At 68.2% G+C, this 23,111-nt stretch carries 20 protein-coding genes and 1 pseudogene; 4 read left to right on the top strand and 17 right to left on the bottom strand.

The window, feature by feature from the left end; genetic code table 11:
• Window positions 1-34: 34 nt before the first annotated feature.
• Together HBE64_RS17665 and bluB are read right to left on the bottom strand one after the other, a co-directional pair.
• Window positions 35-2,575: an RNA helicase gene (locus HBE64_RS17665; protein WP_167104927.1), complete on the bottom strand. Its 2,541-nt coding sequence runs from the start codon at window positions 2,573-2,575 to the stop codon at window positions 35-37.
• 37 nt (window positions 2,576-2,612) lie between these two features.
• Complete coding sequence (gene bluB, locus HBE64_RS17660) at window positions 2,613-3,188, bottom strand: 5,6-dimethylbenzimidazole synthase (protein ID WP_243841680.1); 576 nt, start codon at window positions 3,186-3,188, stop codon at window positions 2,613-2,615.
• Window positions 3,189-3,383: 195 nt separating this feature from the next.
• Between bluB and HBE64_RS17655 the strand changes: the two genes are divergently transcribed.
• Window positions 3,384-4,328 carry an alpha/beta fold hydrolase gene (locus HBE64_RS17655; RefSeq protein WP_167104920.1) on the top strand — a complete coding sequence of 315 codons (945 nt, stop codon included), beginning with the start codon at window positions 3,384-3,386 and terminating at the stop codon, window positions 4,326-4,328.
• Here the strand turns inward: HBE64_RS17655 and HBE64_RS17650 are convergent.
• The 5 genes from HBE64_RS17650 to HBE64_RS17630 all read right to left on the bottom strand — a co-directional run bounded on the left by HBE64_RS17650 (window position 4,318) and on the right by HBE64_RS17630 (window position 9,682).
• Window positions 4,318-5,655, bottom strand: a complete 1,338-nt coding sequence (locus HBE64_RS17650; RefSeq protein WP_167104917.1) for a flavin monoamine oxidase family protein — start codon at window positions 5,653-5,655, stop codon at window positions 4,318-4,320. The two genes, HBE64_RS17655 and HBE64_RS17650, sit on opposite strands and share 11 nt — an antisense overlap.
• Window positions 5,656-5,748: 93 nt before the next feature.
• Complete coding sequence (locus HBE64_RS17645) at window positions 5,749-6,720, bottom strand: TIGR03617 family F420-dependent LLM class oxidoreductase (protein ID WP_208300500.1); 972 nt, start codon at window positions 6,718-6,720, stop codon at window positions 5,749-5,751.
• Between the two features lie 50 nt (window positions 6,721-6,770).
• The gene (locus HBE64_RS17640; protein ID WP_167104913.1) at window positions 6,771-7,883 is read right to left on the bottom strand and encodes a hypothetical protein; all 1,113 of its coding nucleotides are present in this window, start codon (window positions 7,881-7,883) and stop codon (window positions 6,771-6,773) included.
• Window positions 7,884-7,888: 5 nt separating this feature from the next.
• Window positions 7,889-9,067 carry a phosphotransferase family protein gene (locus tag HBE64_RS17635; protein ID WP_167104911.1) on the bottom strand — a complete coding sequence of 393 codons (1,179 nt, stop codon included), beginning with the start codon at window positions 9,065-9,067 and terminating at the stop codon, window positions 7,889-7,891.
• A gap of 90 nt (window positions 9,068-9,157) precedes the next feature.
• The gene (locus HBE64_RS17630) at window positions 9,158-9,682 is read right to left on the bottom strand and encodes a MarR family winged helix-turn-helix transcriptional regulator (RefSeq protein ID WP_167104908.1); all 525 of its coding nucleotides are present in this window, start codon (window positions 9,680-9,682) and stop codon (window positions 9,158-9,160) included.
• Window positions 9,683-9,763: 81 nt separating this feature from the next.
• Between HBE64_RS17630 and HBE64_RS17625 the strand changes: the two genes are divergently transcribed.
• Genes HBE64_RS17625 through HBE64_RS17615 form a run of 3 tightly spaced genes read left to right on the top strand, consistent with a single transcriptional unit; the run spans window position 9,764 to window position 11,694 of the window.
• Entirely contained in the window at window positions 9,764-10,141 is a 378-nt protein-coding gene (locus HBE64_RS17625) for a DoxX family protein (protein WP_167104906.1), read from the top strand.
• Window positions 10,142-10,184: 43 nt separating this feature from the next.
• Window positions 10,185-10,787, top strand: coding sequence for a TetR/AcrR family transcriptional regulator (locus tag HBE64_RS17620; protein WP_167104904.1), 603 nt, complete (start codon window positions 10,185-10,187; stop codon window positions 10,785-10,787).
• A 19-nt stretch (window positions 10,788-10,806) separates the two neighbouring features.
• Window positions 10,807-11,694: an SDR family NAD(P)-dependent oxidoreductase gene (locus tag HBE64_RS17615; protein WP_167104902.1), complete on the top strand. Its 888-nt coding sequence runs from the start codon at window positions 10,807-10,809 to the stop codon at window positions 11,692-11,694.
• Window positions 11,695-11,868: 174 nt separating this feature from the next.
• On the opposite strand, the pseudogene HBE64_RS25025 reads toward HBE64_RS17615, so the two are convergent.
• From HBE64_RS25025 to HBE64_RS17570, 10 genes and pseudogenes are all read right to left on the bottom strand, one after another.
• A pseudogene (locus HBE64_RS25025) lies at window positions 11,869-11,988 on the bottom strand (hypothetical protein); the annotation flags it as partial.
• A gap of 38 nt (window positions 11,989-12,026) precedes the next feature.
• Window positions 12,027-12,794, bottom strand: a complete 768-nt coding sequence (locus HBE64_RS17610) for an enoyl-CoA hydratase (protein ID WP_208300499.1) — start codon at window positions 12,792-12,794, stop codon at window positions 12,027-12,029.
• Window positions 12,794-14,359 (bottom strand): NADH-quinone oxidoreductase subunit NuoN, encoded by a 1,566-nt coding sequence (gene nuoN / locus HBE64_RS17605; protein ID WP_167104899.1) that lies wholly within the window; start codon window positions 14,357-14,359, stop codon window positions 12,794-12,796. Before nuoN ends, HBE64_RS17610 begins: the two co-directional genes overlap by 1 nt.
• A complete protein-coding gene (locus tag HBE64_RS17600) occupies window positions 14,356-15,951 on the bottom strand; it encodes an NADH-quinone oxidoreductase subunit M (RefSeq protein ID WP_167104896.1) in 1,596 nt (531 codons plus the stop codon). The genes nuoN and HBE64_RS17600 overlap by 4 nt, the downstream gene beginning before the upstream one ends.
• Window positions 15,952-15,955: 4 nt before the next feature.
• Window positions 15,956-17,839, bottom strand: coding sequence for an NADH-quinone oxidoreductase subunit L (gene nuoL / locus HBE64_RS17595; RefSeq protein WP_167104893.1), 1,884 nt, complete (start codon window positions 17,837-17,839; stop codon window positions 15,956-15,958).
• Window positions 17,840-17,850: 11 nt separating this feature from the next.
• Window positions 17,851-18,150, bottom strand: coding sequence for an NADH-quinone oxidoreductase subunit NuoK (nuoK, locus tag HBE64_RS17590; protein WP_167104890.1), 300 nt, complete (start codon window positions 18,148-18,150; stop codon window positions 17,851-17,853).
• A complete protein-coding gene (locus tag HBE64_RS17585) occupies window positions 18,147-18,905 on the bottom strand; it encodes an NADH-quinone oxidoreductase subunit J (protein WP_167104887.1) in 759 nt (252 codons plus the stop codon). The genes nuoK and HBE64_RS17585 overlap by 4 nt, the downstream gene beginning before the upstream one ends.
• Complete coding sequence (nuoI, locus tag HBE64_RS17580) at window positions 18,902-19,462, bottom strand: NADH-quinone oxidoreductase subunit NuoI (RefSeq protein ID WP_167104884.1); 561 nt, start codon at window positions 19,460-19,462, stop codon at window positions 18,902-18,904. Before nuoI ends, HBE64_RS17585 begins: the two co-directional genes overlap by 4 nt.
• On the bottom strand, window positions 19,455-20,699 hold the full coding sequence (gene nuoH, locus HBE64_RS17575) for an NADH-quinone oxidoreductase subunit NuoH (protein WP_167104881.1): 1,245 nt from the start codon (window positions 20,697-20,699) through the stop codon (window positions 19,455-19,457). The genes nuoI and nuoH overlap by 8 nt, the downstream gene beginning before the upstream one ends.
• Window positions 20,696-23,080 carry an NADH-quinone oxidoreductase subunit G gene (locus HBE64_RS17570; protein WP_371744003.1) on the bottom strand — a complete coding sequence of 795 codons (2,385 nt, stop codon included), beginning with the start codon at window positions 23,078-23,080 and terminating at the stop codon, window positions 20,696-20,698. The genes nuoH and HBE64_RS17570 overlap by 4 nt, the downstream gene beginning before the upstream one ends.
• Window positions 23,081-23,111 lie beyond the last annotated feature (31 nt).

The following is a 23,111-nucleotide window of genomic DNA, read 5'->3' as shown; positions in this document are numbered from 1 at the left end:
GCCCCCGATCGTATTTGGCGGCGGCGGGAATCCGCTAATCCGGCCCGAGGCGGCCGGCGTCGACCACGGCGAGCACGGCGGCGCCCGCCTCATCAGAAGCCTCCAGGTCCACCTCGACCTCGAAGCCCCAGTCGTGGTCACCGGCCGGGTCGTCGAGGATTTGGCGCACCCGCCACGCCCCTGGCCTGCGGTCGAAGATCAGCATCGCGGGTCCGCGGGCGTCGGCCCCGGTGCCCACGTCGTCGTGTTCGTCGAAGTAGTCGTCGATCACGGCTTGCCACCGCGAGGCTGTCCACCCCGCTGCGGCATCCAGCTCGCCGAGGTCGTGGGCGCGGCGGCGGGCGAAGAGCTCCACCCGCCGGAACAGGGCATTGCGCACCATCGCAGTGAACGCGCGCTCGTTGCCGGTCAGCGGGCGCGGGCGGGCCGGCACCGCCACCGGGGCGTCATGGGGCTGGTCCGGGTTGGTCAGCTGCTCCCACTCGTCGAGCAGACTCGAATCGACCTGGCGCACCAACTCGCCGAGCCATTCCACGATGTCGGTGAGCTCCTCTGTGCGTGCCGCGGCGGGCACACCCGAGCGCAGCGCCTTGAACGCGTCGGAGAGGTAGCGCAGCACCGCACCTTCCGAGCGGGTCAGCCCGTAGACGCTGACGAACTCTCGAAAGGTGAACGCCCGCTCCCACATTTCGCGCACCACCGACTTCGGCGACAGCCGGCCGTCGGCGGCCCACGGGTTGCTGCGCAGATACACCTCGAAGGTGTGCTGCAGCAGTTCGTCGAGCGGCTTGGGGTAGGTCACGTCGTCGAGCAGTTCGATGCGCTCGTCGTACTCGATGCCCTCGGCCTTCATCGCGGCGACGGCTTCGCCCCTGGCCTTGTTCAGCTGTGCGGCCAGGATCTGCCGCGGGTCCTCCAGCGTCGCCTCGATCACCGAAACAACATCGCGCGCATAGGTTTCCGAGGCCGGGTCGAGAACCTCGATCGCCGCCAGCGCGAACGTCGACAACGGCTGATTGAGGGCGAAGTCGGGCGGCAGGTCCACGGTGAGCCGGTAGCGGCGCCCATCGGGCTCGGGCTCGGCGAGGCGTTCGAGGATGCCGGCCTGCAGCAGCGAGCGGGCGATGCCGACCGCCTCCCGGATGTGGGCGAGCTGACGCTTGCGCGGTTCGTGATTGTCGGTGAGCAGCCTGCGCATCGCGACGAACGGGTCACCGGGGCGGTCCACGACGTCGAGGATCATCGCCGTCGACACCCTCATACTGGAGGTCAGCGGCTCGGGAACCGCCTCGATGAGCCGCGTCATGGTGGACTCGCTCCAGGGAACCATGCCCTCAGGTACCTTGCGGCGGACCAGTTTCCGGCGCTTCTTCGGGTCGTCGGCGACCTTGGCGAACTGTTTGAGGTTCTCCACCTCATGGTCGGGCGCCTGAACGACGACGGTGCCCGCGGTGTCGTAGCCGGCGCGCCCGGCCCGCCCGGCGATCTGGTGGAACTCGCGCGCGTTGAGCAGACGGGTGCGGGTGCCGTCGTACTTCGACAGCGCCGAGAACACCACCGTCCGGATCGGCACGTTGATCCCGACGCCGAGAGTGTCGGTGCCGCAGATGACCTTGAGCAGGCCGGCCTGGGCGAGCTGTTCGACCAGCCGACGGTACTTGGGCAGCATGCCGGCGTGGTGCACGCCGATCCCGTGGCGCACCAGTCGCGACAGGGTGGTCCCGAACGCCGACGAAAAGCGAAAGGCGCCAATGAGATCGGCGATGGCCGCCTTGTCGTCCTTGCTGCTGACATTCACGCTCATCAGAGCTTGCGCCCGCTCCAGCGCGGAGGCCTGGGTGAAGTGGACGACATAGATCGGCGCCTGCTTGGTGTCGAGCAGGTCGCCGATGGTCTCGTGCATCGGCGTGGTGGCGTAGCTGAAGAACAGGGGGACCGGACGCTCGGCATCGGCGATCAGCGCCGTGGCCCGGCCGGTGCGGCGGGTGAGGTCGCCGCGCAGGAATGTGACGTCGCCCAGGGTGGCCGACATCAGCAGGAACTGCGCCTTCGGCAGTTCCAGCAGCGGCACCTGCCAGGCCCACCCGCGGTCGGGGTCGCCGTAGAAATGGAACTCGTCCATGATCACCAGGCCGATGTCGGCATCCGCACCTTCCCGCAGTGCGACGTTCGCCAGCACCTCCGCGGTGCACGTGATGATCGGCGCGCCGGCGTTGACCGCGGCGTCGCCGGTGAGCATGCCGACATTGGCGGCCCCGAAAATGCCGCACAGCGCGAAGAATTTCTCACTGACCAGCGCCTTGATCGGCGCGGTGTAGTAGCTGCGCCGGCCGGTGGCCAGCGCCGAATACAACGCGCCGGTCGCCACCAGCGACTTGCCCGAGCCGGTCGGCGTGGCCAGCACCACGTTGGCGCCGCTGATCAACTCGATCAACGCCTCGTCCTGCGCCGGATACAGGGTGATGCCACCGGCCTGCGCCCAGGCAGAGAACGACTCGAACAGCCCGTCGGGGTCGGCGCCCATCGCGCGCACGGCGGACAGGTCGCCCGGGTCGGCGAGCAGGGGAACGGTCATCGTAGGACCCAGCCTGCCTTATGACGGCTGACGGTGTTCAGTCCCAACCGTTTTCGCTGACGAACTCGGCCAGGGGCCGCCCGAACGCCCACTGGTCGAGCTCCAGTGCGGGCCGGTCGGGGAAGTCCGGGACCGGTCCCAGGCACAGGATCGCCACGGGTTCGGCGTCCTCCGGCATGCCCAGCAGCTCGGCGAGGCGGCGCGGGTCGAACAGCGACACCCACCCCATGCCGAGGCCCTCCGCGCGCGCGGCCAGCCACAGATTCTGGATGGCGCACGATACCGAGGCCAGGTCCATGTGCGGCATGGTGCGCCGCCCGAAGACATGTGCCTCGCGGCCCTCACCGAGGGCGACAACCAGCAGCTCGGCGCAGTCGAGGATGCCCTCGACCTTCAGCGCCAGGAACTCCTCGGATCGCTCGCCCAGCGCGGTCGCCGTCAGCCGGCGTTCGTCGTCGACCAGGGCGTGGATCTGGCGGCGCACCGCGTCGTCGGTGATCCGGATGAACCGCCACGGCTGCATCAGCCCCACGCTCGGGGCGGCGTGCGCGGCGGCCAGCAAACGAGCCAGGACGTCCTCGCCGACCGTCGACCCGGGAACGAATCGCCGCATGTCACGGCGCTCGGCGATCGCCCGGTAGACCGCACGTCGCTGCTCGGGGGCGAAGGCATGGTCGGTCACCGGGCCATCCTAGGGACAGGGCACGGTGCGATAACGACGCGGCCGAACCCGGGGCTCTCACAGCCCCGCAGCGGTTAGTCTTGTCGTCCGGTGTGGCAGCGTTGCCGCAGCAGGCGAGGAGTCACCATGTCAGCGTCACCAGTGGCCGTCCGCGGCCCGCAGCTGCCGCCCAGCCGGATCGTCAACGTCCGCGCCGCCGACGGGACCCGCCTGCACACCGAGGTCTTCGGCCCCGAGGACGGCTACCCGATCGTGCTGGCGCACGGCATCACCTGTGCCCTGCGGGTCTGGCATGAGCAGATCAACGACCTCTCCCGCGACTACCGCGTCATCGCCTACGACCACCGCGGTCACGGCCGCAGCGGCCTGCCGCACCGGTCGGCCTACAGCCTCGGCCATCTCGCCGGTGATCTCGACGCCGTCCTGGCCGCCACGCTGCGCCCGGGGGAGCGCGCCGTCATCGCCGGACACTCGATGGGCGGCATCGCCATCAGTTCCTGGTCCGACCGCCACCGCGACAGCGTCGCCGAGCGTGCCGATGCCGTCGCGCTGATCAACACCACCACCGGTGACCTGCTCGAGGAGATCAACCTGCTGCGGGTGCCCTCGTTGCTGGCCGGTGGCCGGTCGCTGGCGGCCCGACGGATGATCCAGACGTTCGGCGGCGCGCCGCTGCTGCGCGGGGCTCAGCCCGGCAGCCGCTGGTTCGTCACGTTGATGGCCGTCGGCGCCGAGGCCGACCCGTCGATCGCCGAGTTCATCCACGACCTGTTCGCCACCACCCCGCCCGGGGGCCGTGGCGCGTGGGCGCGGGTCCTGGTCGACGAGATGGGCCCCCGCCACATCGACCTGTCGGGTCTGACCGTGCCGACCCTGGTGATCGGGTCCACCAAAGACCGGCTGCTGCCGATGTGCCAGGCCCGCAAGATCGCCAAGGCCGCACCTAATCTGGTCGAACTCGTCGAGGTGCCCGGCGGTCACTGCGCGATCCTGGAACACCCCGAGACGGTCAACGGCCACCTGCGCGCACTGGTGCAGTCCGTGGTGGCCGAGCGGCGTATCAGTTCTTGAGTGCCGCGGTGACCTCGGCGGCGGCCCGCTGACCCGATCGCACCGCACCGTCGAGGAAGCCCGTCCACTCGTCGGCGGTCTCGGTGCCCGCCCAGTGCAGCGGCCCCACCGGCGTGCGCAACAGCGGACCGAACTGCGTCCACGAGCCCGGGGGCACCGCGGCAGTCGGGCCGCCGGGCGCGAAAGTCTCTGCGCCCCAACAGTGATCGAGATAGTCGATCGGGTTCTCGGCCTCCACCCCGAACAGCCCGGCGAAGCCTTTGACGGCCTTGTCGCGGCGCTGCTCGGGTGGCAGCGCGTCGAAGCCGCGTGAGTCGACGAAACCGAGCAGGACGCCCGGGCCGTCGCCACCGGGGCTGACGTCGAAGGTGATGAACACCGGGCCCTCGTCGGAGAGCGCCTGACCCGAATGCCCGGCAGTGCGCCAGAACGGGCGCGGATAGACGGCGTAGGCCTTGCTGAGCGCGCCCTGCGGCCAGCGCTGGGCCAGCTGCTGGTATTCGATCGGCGGCGCCGGGGCGATGTCGATATTCAGCCGGTGGGCCGGCGCGATGGCCAGGATGGCGCGGCGCGCCTCGACCACCCCGGCGCTGGAGGTGACGGCGACGGCGTCGTCGGACCACTCGATCCGCGACACCGCGGCCTGCAGGTGCACGCGATCACCGAGTTCGGCGGCCACCTTCGACGCGATCTGCTGGGTGCCGCCGGGAAAGTGGTCCTGCTGGGCGCCGCCGGCGACGTCGAGCATGCGGTTGATACCGCCCGCGGCCTTGATGTAGCGCACCGCGTGCAGCATGGACACCTCGTCGGGCTCGGCACCCCAGGTCACCCGCGCCATGATGGCCATCAGGTCGTAGGAGGAGCGGGTCGCGCCCGCCGAGTGCAGCCAGTCGCCCAGCGACAGATTGTCCAGGTGCTTGGCCTTGCGCGCCGTCCACGGCGTTGTGATGTCGACGCCGCGGGCCAGGCGTTCGACCTGCCACTGGATGCGGCCGATGTCGAGCAGGCTCACCAGCGACAGCCGCGGAATGGTGCCGCGGTAGGAGCGCACCCGGCCGCGCCAGCGGATCACGTTCGTCCCCGTGGAGTACGTCGGCGCCGTCGGGCAGCCCAGTTCGGCGGCCAGTTTCAGCACGGCGTCCTGAGTGGGGCCGACGAAGGTGCCGCCGAGGTCGACGGGGACACCGGCCAAAGTTGTCGTGCTGGAGCGGCCGCCCACCCGGTCGCGGCCCTCGAGCACCACCACGTCCAAGCCGGTGCGCGTCAGTTCACGCGCTGCGGTCAGGCCTGCGAACCCCGCCCCGATCACCACTACGTCGTAGCCCATGGTCCCAGTCTCGCCGCTCCCTTGCGCCCAAACCAACGTTTGGGCGGGAAAGCACGAGTGAGGTCGTGCAAAACGTCGATCTCGAGGGGACTGTCAGCCGGCCAGTTCGTCGACGATCTCGGCGAGTGTCTCGATGGCGATGGGGCCCGGCTGGTAGAGGCAGACGGTATCGCCGACGCCGTCGACGCGGTCTCGGATGTGCGCGGCGATCTGCTTGGGCGTGCCGCAGGCGGCGATGGTGTGCAGGATCTCGTCACTGATGAGACCGGCCATATCCTGCCACTTGCCCTGTTTGGACATCGCATTCAGCTCGGGCTGAAGATCGCCCCAGCCGTGGATGTCCAGCACCGGTCGATACGCCGGGGTGGACCCGTAGAACGCCAGCAGACGCCGCGTGGCGTCGTGATCCTCGCCGGCCGACAGGATGATCTCGGGTACCACCGCGAACGACGACCCCGCGCGTCCGGCGGCCGCCAAACCGTCCTGTACCGCCGGCATCGTCGACTCGCGCAGGAACTTCGCCGAGCCGAACGGCATCACCAGCAGCCCGTCGGCGACCTCTGCGGTGGCGCGGGTCAGCCGCGGACCCAGCGCGCCGACGTAAATCGGCGGCGGCCCAAAGGGATTCGGCCCGGGGTTGAACATCGGCGTCATCAGCGTGTGCCGGTAGTACTCGCCGCGGAAGTCCAGGCGCTCGCCGGTCTCCCAGGTGGTGAAGATCGCCCGCAACGCCCGGACGAGCTCGCTCATCCGGGCGACCGGCTTGTCGAACGCCACACCGTAGTGCTTCTCGATCTGAGCCCGCACCTGGGTGCCCAGCCCGAGGATGAACCGGCCGTCGGCGAGCAACTGGTGATCGTAAGCCTGGTGGGCCAACTGGATCGGGTTGCGCGGGAAGGCGATTGCCACGTTCGTCATCAGGTCCAGGCCGCCGACAGTGGACGCCAGCGTCAGCGGCGCGAACACGTCGTGGGGTCCTTCGAAGGTGAAGACGCCGCTGGCGCCGGCCTCACGCAGTGCCCGCGCACGATCGGTCGCATCGTTGAGCCCGAACAGGGCGGTCATGACTTTCACGGTGTAGTCACCTGACGTTGTGGCGTACGAGCGGGACAGCCCTACGGAGCGACGGTGAGCCAGTCGGCGAAGCCCGACGGATCGTGGCGGCCCAGCGCGCCGTGCTCGAACAGGCCCCAGCCCTCCGAGGACTTGCCGCCGTCGTGGCAGACGGCGCGGCCGACGTGATCGATGACGCCGAAGGCGGCGCGGCCGATGACCGCCGGGTCGGTCATGTCATAGGTGAGGCGCTCAGTGAACTTCTCGCCCTTCCACACGCCGTGGATCCAGTCCGAGTCGCCGCCGTAGCCGCCACCGACGTGGATCGGTACGGGCAGCTTGGACTCGACGTCAAAACGCAGCGGGGCGCCGTTGGCGTCGGTGGCCTCGATGGTTGCGCCCGTGGGGATTCGGGTGCCGGAGCGGTAGTGGATCTTCACTCGCGGCCAGCCCAGCTGCTCCACCCGGCCGTCGCGCCAGATGCGCGTGCAGTCGTTGAGCGAGCGGAAGCCGTCGGGTGCCTCCTGGATGATCACCACGATGCCGAAGTCCTCGAACGCCATCGGCACGTACAGCCACCACATGCCTTCGAACGGCGGGTCGGCCGGCCGGCCGGCGGGCTCTGCCTCACCGATGGGGCGGATACCCCAGGAGCGGTCGCGGCTGCCGATCCAGACTGACGGGTCGACGGTGATCTCCTCGCCGTCGATCACCAGATGTCCTGCCCACGAACCCACTTGGGCGAACCGCTGCGCATCCAGCGTCACCCGGTTGCCCTGGCGCATGATATGCGGCTGCTCCTGCACGACCGGGTACAGGCCCTCCCAGGTGAGGTCGGCGGCGATGCCCTCGGTCTCGTCGAGCACGATCCGCAGCTTCTCCAGCGGCTTGTGCACCTCGACCCGGTAGCCCAGCACGTGCTGGTTGAGCCGGTCCTGGTCGATGGCATCCGACAGGTGCACCGCGGTCTGGGTGTCGCCGCGGCGTACCAGGAAGAAGGCGTCCTTGACCCCGAGGTTGGGGTAGTAGCCGAGACCAGTGATCAGGAAGATGTCCCCGGAGCGGTCGTGGGCGTTGAAGTAGGACCGGTCGTAGAAATTGCGGTCCGAGGAGCCCGGCCACGCAATCGGTTGGGGGACTTGGTGAACCGGGAATTCGTCCATGGGTCCGAGCATGAGACTTAGTCCTCCTTGTTATCCCGGGTCGCTTCGCTCCTGCCCTCCGGGAACTCGATGAGACGGCGCAGCAGGCTTGCGTGGTAGAACATCGACTCGACGTCCTCGGGCTTCTCGATCTCGCCGAAGTGCACGCGCCGCGCACCGGTGCGCATGAACACGCAGCACCAGATCACTCCAGAGTAGACGTAGAACCACCTCAGGTCGCCGAGTTCGGCGCCCGTCAGCTTCTGGTAGGTGGCGCGCACGTCTTCCTCGCGCATCACCTCCGGCAGGCCGGGCATCCCGGCGAGGCCGGACAGTTCCTGGAAGACGTTGTGCGCAAAGATGATCCAGGCCACATCCAGTTCGCGTGGGCCCAGGGTGGCCATCTCCCAGTCCAGCACAGCAACCGGGCGGAAGTCCTCGTAGAGCACGTTGCCAATGCGTGAGTCGCCCCACGCCAGCACCGTCTCTCCGGCGGCGATGTCAGCCGGGAAGTTGTCTTCCAGCCACTTCAGGCCCTTCTCCACCAGCGGTGAGCGGCCGATGTCGGGTACCGCGAACTCGTACCACTCGGTGAGCCAGTTGAGCTGACGGCGCAGTGGAGTGTCGCCGGCCGGCACGGCCTCGGTGAGGAACCCGAAAGTCTTGTCCGCGTTGGGGATCGAGTGCAGCTTGGCCAGCACCTCGATCGTCGCGTCCTGGAGGGCGCGCTGCTGCTCGGGGGCGGCATCGGCGAACCAGTTGCCGCCGAACGTGTAGGGCATGACGTCCGGCGGGACGATGCCCGACACGTGGTCCATTAGGAAGAACGGGCTGCCGAGCACCTCGCCCTTGGTGTCGATCCAGCGCACCTTCGGCACCGGGACGTCGGTCAGTTCCTCGACGAGGCGGATGACGTCGAACTGGTGGTCCATCCGGTAGGTGATGAACACCGGTACGTCTTCCTCGGTGGGGGCCACCCGGGCGACCCACTTCTCCTCGATCTCCTTGCCGTCCTGCACCCAGCGGCCGGTCAGGATGATCGTCTCCGAGGACATTCCGTTGGAGTCGATGCCGCTTTCGACGGTCACCTCCGGCTTCACGCCGCCCGGCAGGACGGTGGACAGCCAGTTCGAGATCAGCGCAGGCACCGTGGTGACGTCGCGTCCGGAGCGCTGCAGATGGTCGACGTCTGTTTCGACGTTCGGGTTGTTGGTCACCGTTGTCCTCCGACCCAATTTCGATACGGTAAGTAGCGTTATAAAAGCAGACGCGTTGGCAGATGACAAGGGTGGTGGGACGGCGTGCTGTCAGTCGCCGGAATCCCGGCGCTGCCGACGGCCCCCGCAGTCCTGGGCCGGCCAGGTGGCGTCCGGCGGCATCGTCTCGAGGATGCGTTGTGAGATGGCGGTGAGCTGGCGGATCTGGTTCGCCGACAACCGATCGACCACGTACTCGCGGACTGCCGCAACGTGTCCCGGAGCTGTTGCGACCACCTTGGCCATGCCCTCGTCGGTCAGGGTGCAGATGGTGTAGCGCCCGTCGTCGGGATCGGGTCCGCGGCGCACCCAGCCACGCTTTTCCAGCCGGGCGACGGCCTGGGACAGCCGGGACAGGGATGCCTGAACCGCCTGTGCGATCGCGCTCATGCGCAATTCCCGCTCCGGTGTCTCGGACAGCCTTGCCATGATCACGAACTCGAAGTGACTGATCCCGGCGTCGCGCTGCAGTTGCCCGTCGAGCACCGCGGGCAATCGCATGACGACGTTGGCGAAGGTGAACCACGCCTGCTGTTCGGTGTCGTCGAGCCACCTCGGCTCGTCCCGGAATGCCATGACGTCAGCCTAACTTGACTTGAACATTGAAGTCATGCGGCCTATCGTTCACTTCACTGTTGAAGTCAATCGGAGGCAATCATGAATCTTGCACTGTGGATCGTCGCGGGCGTACTGGCGGTGATGTTCGCCGGAGCGGGCGTGTTCAAGCTCGTCTCGACCCCGGAGAAGCTCGTGGAATCCGGCATGGGGTGGGCCGCCGACTTCAGTGCGCCCACTGTGAAGCTCATCGGCTTGCTCGAACTGCTCGGCGCGATCGGCCTGGTCGTGCCCGCACTGGTGCACATCGCGCCCGTACTCGTCCCGCTGGCCGCACTCGGCCTGGCGGCGACCATGATCGGTGCGGCGGTGGTGCACGCCCGCCGCAAGGAAACGCCGATGATCGCGGTCAACGTCGTGCTGCTGGCGCTGGCGCTGTTCGTCGCCTGGGGCCGCTTCGGGCCGTACGCGTTCGCCTGAGGGGCCGTACCCGGACGCCGATTACGATACGCTCAGTAGCGTTATGAGCGCTGATCCGTCGTCGGTGGACAAGGCCGGGGCCGCGGGCCGTCCCCGCGATCCGCGCATCGACGCCGCCATCCTGCGCGCCACCGCGGAGCTGTTGGTCGAGATCGGTTACGCCAATCTCACTCTGGCCGCCGTTGCCGAACGAGCAGGCACGACCAAGACCGCACTGTACCGGCGGTGGTCGAGCAAGGCCGAACTGGTGCACGAAGCCGCGTTCCCCACCGCACCGACCGCGCTGGAGACCCCGGCCGGTGACGTCCCCGGGGACGTGCGGGCCATGTTGGCCGCGACCCGCGACGTGTTCACCAGCCCGGTGGTGCGGGCCGCGCTGCCCGGCCTGATCGCCGACATGGGTGCCGACCCGCAGCTCAATGCGCGGGTGATGGCGCGCTTCACCGGACTGTTCGCCCTGGTGCGTGACCGTCTGGTCGAAGCGGTGCACTGCCGGGAGGTGCACCCCGATGTGGAGCCCGACCGGCTCATCGAACTCATCGGTGGTGCAACGATGTTGCGGTTGCTGCTGACGCCCGAGGGTGATCTCGACGACGACTGGGTGGACCAGACGACGGCGATCCTGGTGCACGGCGTGGCGCTGTGAACGACGAGAGGACGACGCGATGACGGGACGGCTGGCGGGACGCGCCGCGATTGTCACCGGAGCCAGCCGCGGCCTGGGCAGGGCCACTGCGCTGGCCCTGGCCGCCGAGGGCGCCGCGGTGGCGGTGGTGGCGAGAACCCAGCAGCAGTGGGACGAACGACTGCCCGGCACCATCGGGGAGACGGTCGACGCCATCGAGGCCGCCGGCGGTACCGCGGTGGCAATCCAGGCGGATCTGCTTGAGCGCGAGGACATTCCGCGCCTGGTCTCCGAGGCGCGGGCCGCGCTCGGCCCGATCACCGTCCTGGTCAACAACGCCGCCTTCACCGCCCCCGGCCGTCCGCCGAAGGCGGACGCGGCCCCGAAGCAGCCCAAGCGCGCCGGCGCGGCTAAGTCCGGCAACGCCGACTGGCCCGGCTTCCTGTCGATCCCGCTCGGCGCGTACCGGCGGCATTTCGAGATCGGGGTGTTCGCGTCCTACGAGCTGATGCAGCTGGTCTGCCCGGACATGTTCGACGCCGGGTTCGGCTCGATCATCAACGTCACCTCGGTGGCATCCCGCGTACCGGGCGACGGGCCGTACCAGAACTTCGCCGGCGGCGTGCTGCCGGGATACGGCGGTTCCAAGGCGGCGCTGGAGCACCTCACCTGGTGTGCCGCATTCGATTTGCAGCGGCACAACATCGCCGTCAACGCACTGGCACCGTCGCGGCCGATCCCCACCCCGGGATTGTCGTACTACCGCAACGAATTCGACAGCGTGTCACCCGATGACGAGTTCGCCCGTGCCGCAGTCGAACTCGCGCTGGTCGACCCCAATGTGGTGACGGGCCGGACCATCGGCCACTTCGAGGTCCTCGACGGCAGCTTCAGCCCGTTCACCAACATTCGCGGCGCCATCGGCTAGTTGTCCGGCGGGGCTTTGGGTTCGTAGGGGTGGTACCACTTCCAGTCGGCGCGTTCGCCGAGGGGTCCCGGACACGGTGGGACGTCGGGTGGTTGGTGGTGGGGTGGTCGTGCCAGTGTTTGGTTGGTGAGGGGGTCGCCGTCGCTGTCGAGGATGGTGAGGTGGTCGGCGGGTGGCGACGACGTCGACGATGCGGCCGTCGATGGCGTTGCGCTGCCCGGCCAACTCGGCCAACTCCTCGAAGAGCACCTCAAGGCGCTTCTTTGGAGTGGCTATCGCAGCCGACGAAGACATGACCCCATCATCGCAGGGGCCACCGACAAGTTTCGGTCTCAGCCGAAGCTGATCTGGCGTTTGTTGCGGTCGGCCACCTCGCGCTGGCGGGCGGCAAGCTCGGCGGTGTCGACGTGGGAGTTGGCCGCGACCGCGCGCTCGGCCTTCAGCGCGGGGTCGGTGATCGCCGCCGTGCCGCTGCGATAGATCTCCTTCAGGCCTGACATCACCGGCCCGGGAACCTCGGCGATCTGCCCGGCCAACTCCAGTGCGCGGTCCAGAAGCTGTTCGTGGGCAACGACTTCGGTGACCAGACCGATCCTCTCGGCGCGCGCCGCGTCGACCACCTCACCGGTCATTGACAGCCGCCGGGCCATCCCGGAGCCGACCAGCCGAGGCAGCCGTGCGGTCATTCCGCCGCCGGGCAGGATGCCGACCCGGGCGTGGGTATCGGCGAACACCGCTCTCTCCGAAGCGATCAGGAAGTCACACGCGAGCGCGATCTCCAACCCGCCGGTGAACGTCGCCCCGTTGATCGCCCCGATCACCGGCTTGCCCAACTCGACCAGACGGTTCATGCAGTTCATCTTGTCGAAGCGGGAGAAGTAGTCCATCCCGAGGTTTTGGGCCTGCTTGAGATCCACCCCCGCACAGAACGCCGGGTCGGTGCCGGTGAGCACCACCGCGCGGACCGAGTCGTCGGCGTCGGCGTCGCCCAGGGCGGCATACAGATTCTCGAACAGCTCGGTGCTCAGCGCGTTGCGCACCTCGGGACGGTTCATCGTCAGGACCCGGACCGCGCCGAGGTCGTCGCTCAGAAGGATCATCAAGTCAAGAATCTAGCGGCATTGTTCGCCAGGTTCAGAAGCGGCTGCGGCAGCGCGCCGAGCGCGAAGGTGATGGCCGCCGTCAGGGTGATGGTCGCGACGCTCAGCGAGCTCGGGGTGATGACCTCGGGGGCATCGTCAGGTGGGTCGGTGAAGAACATCAACACGATCACCCGCACGTAGAAGTAGGCGGCGATCGCCGAGGCGACCACGCCGACCACCACCAGCGGGATGGCCCCGCCCTGGCCGGCCGCCTTGAACACCGCGAACTTGCTGACGAATCCGCTGGTGAGCGGGATACCGGCGAATGCCAGCAGGAACAGCGAAAAGACCACGCCGACAATCGGATACCGCCGCCCGAGGCCGGCCCATCGGGCCATCGAGGTCTCCTCGGCACCGTTGGCGTCGCGCACCACGCTGACCACCGCGAAGGCGCCCAGCGTGGAGAACGCGTAGGCGAACAGATAGAACAGCGTGGCCGAGAGCCCGGGCCGATTCCCGGCGATCACGCCGGTCATGATGAACCCGGCGTGCGCCACCGCCGAATAGGCCAGCATCCGCTTTACGTCGGTCTGGGTGACCGCGGTGATCGTGCCGACGACCATCGTCAAGATGGCCACCACCCACAACACCGGCCGCCAGCCGTGGTGCAGGGCAGGCAGCGCGACGTAGAACACCCGCAGCATCGCGCCGAACGCGGCGACCTTGGTGGCGGCGGCCATGAACCCGGTGATCGGGGTAGGGGCACCCTGGTAGACGTCGGGCACCCACGAATGGAACGGCACCGCACCGACTTTGAACAGCAGGCCGACGGTGACCAGGCCGGTACCGACGAGAGCCAGCGTGGTGTCGCCGTTACTGGTGGCGATGGCCTGCTGGATGCCGGTCAGGCTCATCGTGCCGGCGAACCCGTAGAGCATCGCGACGCCGAACAGGAAGAACGCCGACGAGAACGCCCCGAGCAGAAAGTATTTCAGCGCGGCTTCCTGCGACAGCAGCCTGCGGCGGCGGGCCAGCCCGCACATCAGGTACAGCGGCAGCGAGAAAACCTCCAGCGCGATGAACATCGTCAGGAAGTCACCGGCCGCCGGAAACAGCATCATCCCGCCGATGGCGAACATCGTCAGCGGAAAGACCTCGGTCTGGATCAGACCGGCCTTGGTGGCCACCTTCTCGGCCACGCTGCCCGGTACCGTCGACGCGTCCGCGGTGAAGGCATCCAAACCCACTACACCGTCGAGTGATTCCGCTGGAGCGCGCCGCTCGGCGATCAGCAGCACACTGAGAATTCCGATCAGCACAATGGTGCCCTGCAGGAACAGCGCGGGCCGGTCGATGTCGACGGCACCGGCCACCGCCGACTGCCCGAGCCCGTCGCCGAGATCACGGGCCAGCTTGGCGACCGCGAGCAGCGCGGCCACCAGACCGGCCAGGCTCAACGCGACCTGCGTCCGGTAGCGGGGCTTTCGCGGCAGGAACGCTTCGACGAGTACGCCCGCCACCGCCACACCGAAGACGATCAACATCGGTGCCAGCTGGCTGTATGCGATGCTGGGCGCCGTCATGGCCGTGCTCCTTCCGCTGGGGATGAGCCCTCGCGCGAAGACAATTCGGCTGTGGGAGCCGGGTCCGACTGGTGGATCGACGTCAGGGTCGCCGTGACGGCCGGATTGATCACATCCAGCGCGATTTTCGGGTACACCCCGAGCGCGATCAGCAAGGCGATCAGTGGGGCCACCACCACCAGTTCGCGGCGGCCCAGATCGCGCACGTCCTCGTTGCCCTCGGTGACCGGACCGGTCATCATCCGCTGGTACATCCACAGCACGTAGAGCGCCGAGAGCACCAGCGCGATGGTGGCGCAGACCGCGAACGCCGGATACCGCGTGAATGTGCCGATGAGAACGAGGAATTCACTGATGAACGGCGCCAGACCGGGCAGCGACAGGGTTGCCAGACCGGAGATCAGGAACGTCCCGGCCAGCACCGGCGCCACCTTCTGCACCCCGCCGTAGGCGGCGATGACGCGAGTACCGCGCCGGCTCACCAGGAATCCGGCGATCAGGAACAGCGCGGCCGTCGAGATGCCGTGGTTGACCATGTACAGCGTGGAGCCGGCCTGGCCCTGGCTGGTCATCACGAAGATGCCCAGGATGATGAAGCCGAAGTGGCTGATCGAGGTGTAGGCGATCAGTCGCATGACATCGGTCTGGCCGATGGCCAGGATCGCGCCGTAGACGATCCCGATTACGGCCAGCGCGATGATCACCGGCCGGAAATACGTTGCGGAGTCGGGAAACAGCGGCAGGCAGTACCGCAGCATGCCGAAGGTGCCGACTTTGTCCATCACCGCCATCATCAACACCGCCGAGGCGGGGGTGGCCTGCACGGCCGCATCGGGCAACCAGCGGTGGAACGGCCACAGCGGGGCCTTGACCGCGAAGGCGAACATGAAGCCGAGGAACAGCAGGTTGGCCACCCCGGGCTGCAGGATGAACTTGCCGGTGGACACCGCGTCGGCGATGGCCCGGAAGTCGAACGTACCGGAGTCGAAGGCCTTGCTGTTGGCGGTGACCACGTACAAGCCGATGACGGCGGCCAGCATGACCAGACCGCCGAATAAGTTGTACAGCAGGAACTTCACCGCGGCCTTCGACCGGTTCTCGTTGCCGAAGCCGCCGATGAGGAAGTACATCGGGATCAGCATCGCCTCGAAGAACACGTAGAACAGCAGGATGTCGAGGGAGGCCAGCGACATCAGGACCATGCCCTCGACCGCCAGGGTCAGCGCGATGTAGCTGTGCGTCCCGCGGCCCGAGAGCCCCGGCCGGTCGTCGGCGTCGTTCCAGCCGGCGATCATCAGCAGCGGCACCAGGACCGCGGTGAGGACGACCAGAACCAGGGCGATGCCATCCAATCCGAGGATGTAGCCGGTGCCGAACGACGGGATCCATGGATGGTTCTCGACGAACTGGAACTGCTCACCGCCCGGCTGGAACCGCGCGGCCAGCACCAGCGACAGTACGAACACTGCCAGCGCGACGAAAAGCCCGGCGTACTTGGCGAATTGGCGTAGTGAGGCGGGCAGCACGATGATCACCGCCGCGCCGGCGACGGGGATGGCCCACAGCAGTGTCAGCCACGGGATGGTCGTCATCGCCTCACCCCCATGTCCTGATCAGAACCGCGGCCACCACGAGTGCGGCCCCGGCCAGCATCGACAGCGCATAGGAGCGGGCGAAGCCGGTCTGCACCTGCCCGAGGCGCTGAGACGCCCGGCCTACCAGGGCCGCCAGTCCGTTGGCGGCGCCGTCGACGCCCTTGTCGTCGAACACCACCAGCGCCTTGGTCAGTTCCTGACCGCCACGCATGAACGTCGCCTCGTTGAGCGCGTCGCCGTAGAGGTCGCGGCGTGCGGCGACCGTCAGCGCCGAGACGTCCTCCGGTGCGGTCTGGGGAACGTTGTGCATCGCGTACTGCCGGTAGGCGACGGCCACGCCGATCGCGACGACACCCAGTGCGGTGGTGGTCATGACCCATGCCGGGACGGTGTGTGCGGCCTCGTGGCTGCCGACGACCGGTTCCAGCCAGTTCTGCAGGGTGTGGCCCACAGCCAGTAGCGCGCCCGCGCCGACCGAGCCGACGGCCAGCACGATCATCGGCCACGTCATCACGTGCGGGGATTCGTGCGGATGGGTGTCGGGCTTCCAACGCCTCTGTCCGAAGAACGTCAGCAGCATGACGCGGGTCATGTAGAAGGCGGTGATGCCGGCGCCGAGCAGGGCGGCACCACCGAGCAGCCAGCCCTTGAGTCCGCCTGAGTTGAAGGCGGTTTCGATGATGGCGTCCTTGGAGAAGAAGCCGGCGAAGGGCGGCACGCCGATGATCGCCAGATAACCGAGCCCGAACGTCACGAAGGTGACCGGCAGCAGCGACCGCAGGCCGCCGTAGCGGCGCATGTCGGTCTCGTCGTCCATCGCGTGCATCACCGACCCGGCGCCGAGGAACAGGCCGGCCTTGAAGAAGCCGTGGGTGAGCAGGTGCATGATGGCCACCGCGTAGCCCGCCGGCCCGAGGCCCGCGGCGAGCACCATGTAGCCGATCTGCGACATCGTCGAGGCGGCCAGCGCCTTCTTGATGTCATCCTTGGCGCAGCCGATGATCGCGCCGAACAGCAATGTCACCGCGCCGACGATGACGACCGCCGTCTGGGCGGCCGGTGCGGCATTGAACACCGGACCCGAGCGCACGATGAGGTAAACCCCGGCGGTCACCATCGTCGCGGCGTGGATCAGGGCCGAGACCGGGGTGGGGCCCTCCATGGCGTCACCGAGCCAGGACTGCAGCGGCACCTGGGCACTCTTGCCGCAGGCGCCGAGCAGCAACAGCAGGCCGACGGCGGTCAGCGCACCGTTGGTCATGCCCGGCACCGCGGCGAACACCGTGCTGAAGGTGACTGACCCGACCGAGGCGAACAACACCATCAACGCGATCGCCAGCCCCATGTCGCCGACCCGGTTGACCACGAATGCCTTCTTGGCCGCGGCGGCGGCGCTGGGCTTGTGCGACCAGAACCCGATCAGCAGGTAGGACGCCAAACCCACGCCCTCCCAGCCCATGTAGAGGCCGAGGTAGTTGTCGGCGAGCACGAGCAGCAGCATCGCGGCGACGAACAGGTTGAGGTAGGCGAAGAATCGACGGCGGGCGGGATCGTGCGCCATGTAGCCGACCGAGTAGATGTGGATCAGCGCACCGACCCCGGTGATCAGCAGCACGAAGCACACCGACAGCGCGTCGAGCTGTAGGCCGAAGTCGACCTTCAGCACCCCGACCGGCACCCAGGAGAACAACACCTCGTGCACGCTGCGTTCCTCGGCGGGCAGGCCGAGCAAGTGGGTGAACAGTACTGTGCCACAGGCGAAGGCGCCGATCACCGTCGCACAGCCCAGCAGATGGCCCCACGCGTTGGTGGCCTTTCCGCCGAGCAGCAAGACGACGGCTCCGGCCAGGGGCAGCGCAATGGTCAGGATGAGAAGGGTCTCCATCGCGGTGCCGTTCAATGCCGTAACAGGTGGGCGTCGTCGACGTTGGCGCTGCGTCGGGTCCGGAAGATCGTCATGATGATCGCAAGGCCGACCACCACCTCGCAGGCCGCCACCACCATGGTGAAGAACGCGACCACCTGACCGTCGAGGTGGCCGTGCATGCGGGAGAACGTGACGAACGCCAGGTTGCAGGCGTTGAGCATCAGCTCTACGCACATGAACATGATGATGGCGTTGCGTCGCAACAACACTCCCGAGGCGCCGATGGTGAACAGCAGCACCGACAGGTAGAGGTAGTTGGCCGGGTTCACTGGTCGCCGTCCCTGCGCTCGGGTACCGGCACGGATTGGCGCCGGGTGATGGTCGACACCGAGGAGTCCTCGTCGGACCCGTCGGGCAGCCAGGCGAAGGTGTCGACGGCGTTGTGCCGGGCGAAGACACCGGGTGCCGGTAGCGGGGTGGCCCGTTGCCCGCTGCGGAAGCGCTCAACGACCATCTCGCGCTGCGACTTGCGCCGCTCGAAGCGTTCCCGGTGAGCCAGCACCATCGCGCCGAGTGCGGCGGTGATCAGCAGCGCGCTGGTGAGCTCGAAGGCCCACAGGTCGCGGGTGAAGATCAGGGTCGCCAGGCCTTCGACGTTTCCGCCCGCGTTGGCCTGCGTCAGGCCGGTGAAGCCCGTCGTGGTCACCGACCCGATGCCGGCGATCAGTAGGCTTCCGAAGCCGAGGCCGGCCACGATCGTCGCGACACGTTGTCCCCGAATAGTTTCCACCAGGGACTCCGAGGAGTCGACACCGATGAGCATCAACACGAACAGGAACAGCATCATCACCGCGCCGGTGTAGACCACCACCTGCACGACGCCGAGGAACAGTGCATCCTGGGCCACGTAGATCATGGCCAGCGCGATCATGGTGGAGGCCAGGAAGATGGCGGCGTAGACGGCTTTGGGGGCGGCTACGACGCCGATGGCGCCTGCGACGGCGATCGCGCCCAGGATCCAGAACGCGACCGCCTCCGATGTCGAGGTGCGGGTGAGTGTTTCGGCTGCAAGCAACGTGATCACTTGGTCGCCTCCTTCGATCCCGACCTGATCCCCGGGTCGCTTCGCTCCTGCCCGCCGGTCACACGCCCCAGGTAGTAGTCGTCATCCGTCGTGCCCGGCTCCATCGGGTGCGGCGGTGCCTGCATACCCGGCTGCAGCGGCGCCAGCAGTTTGTCCTTGCCGTAGATCAGATCACCGCGGTTGTCGTCGGCGAGCTCGTAGATGTTGGTCATCGTCAACGCCCGGGTCGGGCAGGCCTCGATGCACAGCCCGCAGCCGATGCACCGCAGATAGTTGATCTGATACACCCGGCCGTAGCGCTCACCGGGGGAGAAGCGTTCGGCCTCGGTGTTGTCGGCGCCCTCGACGTAGATCGCGTCGGCCGGGCAGGCCCACGCGCACAGCTCGCAGCCTATGCACTTCTCCAGCCCGTCAGGGTAGCGGTTGAGTTGGTGGCGGCCGTGATAGCGCGGCGCCACCGGGCCCGGCTTCTCGGGGTACCCCTCGGTGATCGGGCGCTTGAACATCGAACCGAACGTGACGCCGAAACCCTTGACGGAATCGAGGAACTTAGGCATCGGCTTTCTCCTTGGCTGTCGTCGCGCCGATGCCCGGCATGCCGGGCAGTGGAGGTATCGGGAACGCGCCCGCATCCGGCGGCGGCGCCGGGGGCACGCCGCTGTGACGGTCAGCCCGCCTGCGCCGCAACGCCGTGACCGCCAGCAGGACCGCGAGCAGTGCTGCGGCGGCGATCAATCCGGGGATGACACCGGTGACCCCGGTGGCGTGCAGAACAGCGACGATCATGATCCACACCAGTGACACCGGGATCAGCAGCTTCCAGCCCAGCGCCATGAACTGGTCGTAGCGCATGCGGGGCAGGGTGGCCCGCAGCCACATGAACACGAACAGGAACGTCCACACCTTGGCCACGAACCAGATCAGCGGCAGCCAGCCGGTGTTGGCCCCGGGAATCAGGCTCAGCGGCCACGGAGCGTGCCAGCCGCCGAGGAACAGCGTGGTCGCCAGCGCCGAGACCGTGGTCATGTTGACGTACTCGGCGAGCATGAACATGGCGAACTTCAACGAGCTGTACTCGGTGTGGAAGCCGCCGACCAATTCGCCCTCGGCCTCGGGTAGGTCGAACGGGGCGCGGTTGGTCTCGCCGACCATCGCGGTGACGTACACCGCGAATGACGGCAGCAACAGGAAGACGTACCACGTCTTCTCCTGGGCGGCAACGATTCCCGACGTGGACATGGTGCCGGAGTAGACGAACACCGCCGCGAACGACAGTGCCATCGCGATCTCGTAGGAGACTACCTGGGCGCTGGAACGCAGGCCGCCCAGCAGCGGGTAGGTCGATCCCGAGGCCCACCCGGCCAACACGATTCCGTACACGCCGATCGAGGTGACGGCCAGGATGAACAGCACTGCCACCGGAAGGTCGGTCAACTGGAGGGGAGTCCGGTGGCCGAACACCGACACCACCGGTCCCATCGGGATGACGGCGAACGCCGTGATCGCCGGTATCACCGAAATGATCGGTGCCAGAAGGTAAATCGGCTTGTCCACCCCGGTGGGCGTCAGCCCCTCCTTCAGGGCCAGCTTGATCCCGTCGGCCAGCGACTGCAGCAGGCCGAAGGGGCCGACCCGGTTCGGGCCGTAGCGCATCTGCATGCGGCCCAGGATCTTGCGTTCGGCGAGGATCGCGACCAGCACGGTCAGCAGCAGGAACACGAAGATCGCCAGCGCCTTGATCACGATGAGCCACCACGGGTCGTGGCCGAACACCGTCATGTCCGGATAGCTCATGGCGCCTCCCGCTCGATCTGCACCACAGCGCCGGTGGTGACGGCGAGCGTGTCGTGGACGGCACTACCGGGCGAGCGCAGCGGCAACCACACCACGCCGTCAGGCATCTCGGTGATCACCAGCGGCAGGATGATCGCGCCGCGCCCGCTGGACACACTGACCAGCTGCCCCTCGGCGGCGCCGATACCGGCCGCGGTGGCCGGCGACAACCGCACCACCGCGGGCCGCGCTGTTCCCGCCAGATACGGCTCCCCGTCCTGTAAGCGGCCGTCGTCCAACAACATTCGCCAGCCGGCCAGCACGGCTTCGCCACTGTCCAGCGACGGTGCCCGTCCCGGCGCCACGTCGGGGGACGGCGCCCGGGCCCCGTCCCAGCCGCCCAGTCCGGCCAGTTCGGCGCGGGCCTGCTCGGCGGTGCGGAACCCGAGGTCGGCGCCGAGTTCGTCGGCCATCGTCTGCAGCACCCGCAGATCGGAGAAGGCGTTGGACGGGAGCGCCGATTCGAATGGCCGGCTGCGGCCCTCCCAGTTGGTGAACGAACCCGCCTTCTCGGCCACCGGCGCCACCGGGAACACGACGTCGGCGAGCGCCGTCACCGCCGACTCGCGCAACTCCAGGCTCACCACGAACCCGGCGGCCTCGATGGCCGCCAGTGCGGCGTGCGGGTCGGGCAGGTCGGCGGGGTCGATGCCGCCGACGAGTAGCGCGTCGAGTTCACTGTCGGCGGCCGCGGCGAGGATGCCGGTGGTGTCACGGCCGGCCTCGGCGGTCAACTCGTCGACATGCCAAGCGGCGCTGAGCTGTTCGCGGGCCGCCGCGTCGGCGACGGGCCGCCCGCCGGGCAGCAGGTTGGGCAGGCAGCCGGCGTCCAGCGCGCCGCGTTCCCCGGCGCGGCGCGGAATCCAGGCCAGCCGCGCCCGGGTCCGCTGCGCCAACCGTGCCGCCGCCGACAGCGCACCGGGACTGGTGGCCAGCCGCTCACCGAGCAGGATCACCGCGCCCGGCTCGGCCAGCAGCGCCTCGTCGAGGCGGTCGAGTGCCGCAGCCTCCCCGCCCGGCGCGGTCGCCACGAGGTGCGCGGCCAACTTCTGCGATCCGCGCGAGGCCAGCGGCGCGACCGCCACCACCTTGAGCCCCCGTTTGCGGACCGCCTTACGCAACCGCAGGAACACGATCGGCGACTCTTCCTCCGGCTCGAACCCGGCGAGCACGACCACCGGCGCAGCTTCCAGGTCGGCGTAGCTGACGGGCCTGCGTCCCGCCACGTGGGCGGCCAGGAACTGCGCCTCCTCAGCAGAGTGCGCGCGGCTGCGCATGTCGATATCGTTGGTGCGCAGTACCATTCGGGTGAACTTGGAGTAGGCGTAAGCCTCCTCGGCGGTCACCCGGCCGCCGACCAGAACGCCGGTTCGTCCTGCTGTCAGCCCGGCGACGGCCGTCGCGATGGCCTCCGACCACGAGGCGGGCCGGAGCCCGCCGTCGTCGTCGCGAACCAGGGGAGTGGTGATCCGGTCGCCGACGGTCGCGTAGGTGAAGGCCCAGCGGCCCTTGTCGCAGTTCCACTCCTCGTTGACCTCGGGGTCGTCGCCGGCCAGCCGGCGCAGCACGACGCCGCGGCGGTGATCGGTGCGCTGGGCGCAGCCCGACGCGCAGTGCTCGCAGGCGCTGGGACTGGACACCAGATCGAATGGGCGGGCCCGGAACCGGTAGGCGGTTCCGGTCAGCGCGCCGACCGGGCAGATCTGGACGGTGTTGCCACTGAAGTACGAGTCGAACGGCTCACCGGTGGCGATCCCGACCTGTTGCAGGGCACCGCGTTCGAGCAGCTCGATGAACGGATCCCCGGCGATCTGATTGGAGAACCGGGTGCAGCGCGCACACAGCACACACCGCTCGCGGTCGAGCAGAACCTGGCTGGACAGGTTGATCGGCTTGGGAAAGGTGCGTTTGATGTCAGCGAACCGGGTCTCCACCCGCCCGTTGGACATCGCCTGGTTCTGCAGTGGGCACTCACCGCCCTTGTCGCAGACCGGGCAGTCCAGCGGGTGGTTGATCAGCAGCAGCTCCATCACCCCGTGCTGGGCCTTGTCGGCGGCCGCCGAGGTGTACTGGGTGCGCACCACCATGCCCTCGGTGACGGTGATGGTGCAGCTCGCCATCGGCTTACGCTGACCCTCCACCTCGACCAGGCACTGCCGGCAGGCGCCGACCGGATCGAGCAGCGGGTGGTCACAGAACCGGGGAATCTGCACGCCCATCAGCTCGGCGGCACGAATCACCAACGTGCCCTTGGGAACCGCCAGCTCGACGTCGTCGATCACGAGATTGACCATCTCGACCGGCGGTGCGTCGTGGGTACTGGTGTCAGAAGTCTGTGTCACGCTCCCACCCCTTCCGCCGTCACTTCGCGAG

The sequence above is a fragment of the Mycobacterium sp. DL592 genome, from assembly GCF_011694515.1.
Classification (GTDB): Bacteria; Actinomycetota; Actinomycetes; order Mycobacteriales; family Mycobacteriaceae; genus Mycobacterium.
This window is presented reverse-complemented; position numbering and strand designations above follow the sequence as displayed.

Coding starts and splice junctions, on each gene's coding strand:
- HBE64_RS17610 (WP_208300499.1), bottom strand. CDS start 12,794: ATGATCCTTCTGAGCGACGACCTCGGCGCGGTCCGGGTCCTGACGATG.
- HBE64_RS17600 (WP_167104896.1), bottom strand. CDS start 15,951: ATGACGACCATCCCGTGGCTGACACTGCTGTGGGCCATCCCCGTCGCC.
- HBE64_RS17630 (WP_167104908.1), bottom strand. CDS start 9,682: ATGGCATTCCGGGACGAGCCGAGGTGGCTCGACGACACCGAACAGCAG.
- nuoH (WP_167104881.1), bottom strand. CDS start 20,699: ATGAGCTATCCGGACATGACGGTGTTCGGCCACGACCCGTGGTGGCTC.
- nuoL (WP_167104893.1), bottom strand. CDS start 17,839: ATGGAGACCCTTCTCATCCTGACCATTGCGCTGCCCCTGGCCGGAGCC.
- bluB (WP_243841680.1), bottom strand. CDS start 3,188: ATGCGGCGATTCGTTCCCGGGTCGACGGTCGGCGAGGACGTCCTGGCT.
- HBE64_RS17650 (WP_167104917.1), bottom strand. CDS start 5,655: ATGGGCTACGACGTAGTGGTGATCGGGGCGGGGTTCGCAGGCCTGACC.
- HBE64_RS17640 (WP_167104913.1), bottom strand. CDS start 7,883: ATGCTCGGACCCATGGACGAATTCCCGGTTCACCAAGTCCCCCAACCG.
- nuoN (WP_167104899.1), bottom strand. CDS start 14,359: ATGACGGCGCCCAGCATCGCATACAGCCAGCTGGCACCGATGTTGATC.
- HBE64_RS17620 (WP_167104904.1), top strand. CDS start 10,185: ATGAGCGCTGATCCGTCGTCGGTGGACAAGGCCGGGGCCGCGGGCCGT.
- HBE64_RS17665 (WP_167104927.1), bottom strand. CDS start 2,575: ATGACCGTTCCCCTGCTCGCCGACCCGGGCGACCTGTCCGCCGTGCGC.
- HBE64_RS17625 (WP_167104906.1), top strand. CDS start 9,764: ATGAATCTTGCACTGTGGATCGTCGCGGGCGTACTGGCGGTGATGTTC.
- HBE64_RS17655 (WP_167104920.1), top strand. CDS start 3,384: ATGTCAGCGTCACCAGTGGCCGTCCGCGGCCCGCAGCTGCCGCCCAGC.
- nuoI (WP_167104884.1), bottom strand. CDS start 19,462: ATGCCTAAGTTCCTCGATTCCGTCAAGGGTTTCGGCGTCACGTTCGGT.
- HBE64_RS17645 (WP_208300500.1), bottom strand. CDS start 6,720: ATGACCGCCCTGTTCGGGCTCAACGATGCGACCGATCGTGCGCGGGCA.
- HBE64_RS17615 (WP_167104902.1), top strand. CDS start 10,807: ATGACGGGACGGCTGGCGGGACGCGCCGCGATTGTCACCGGAGCCAGC.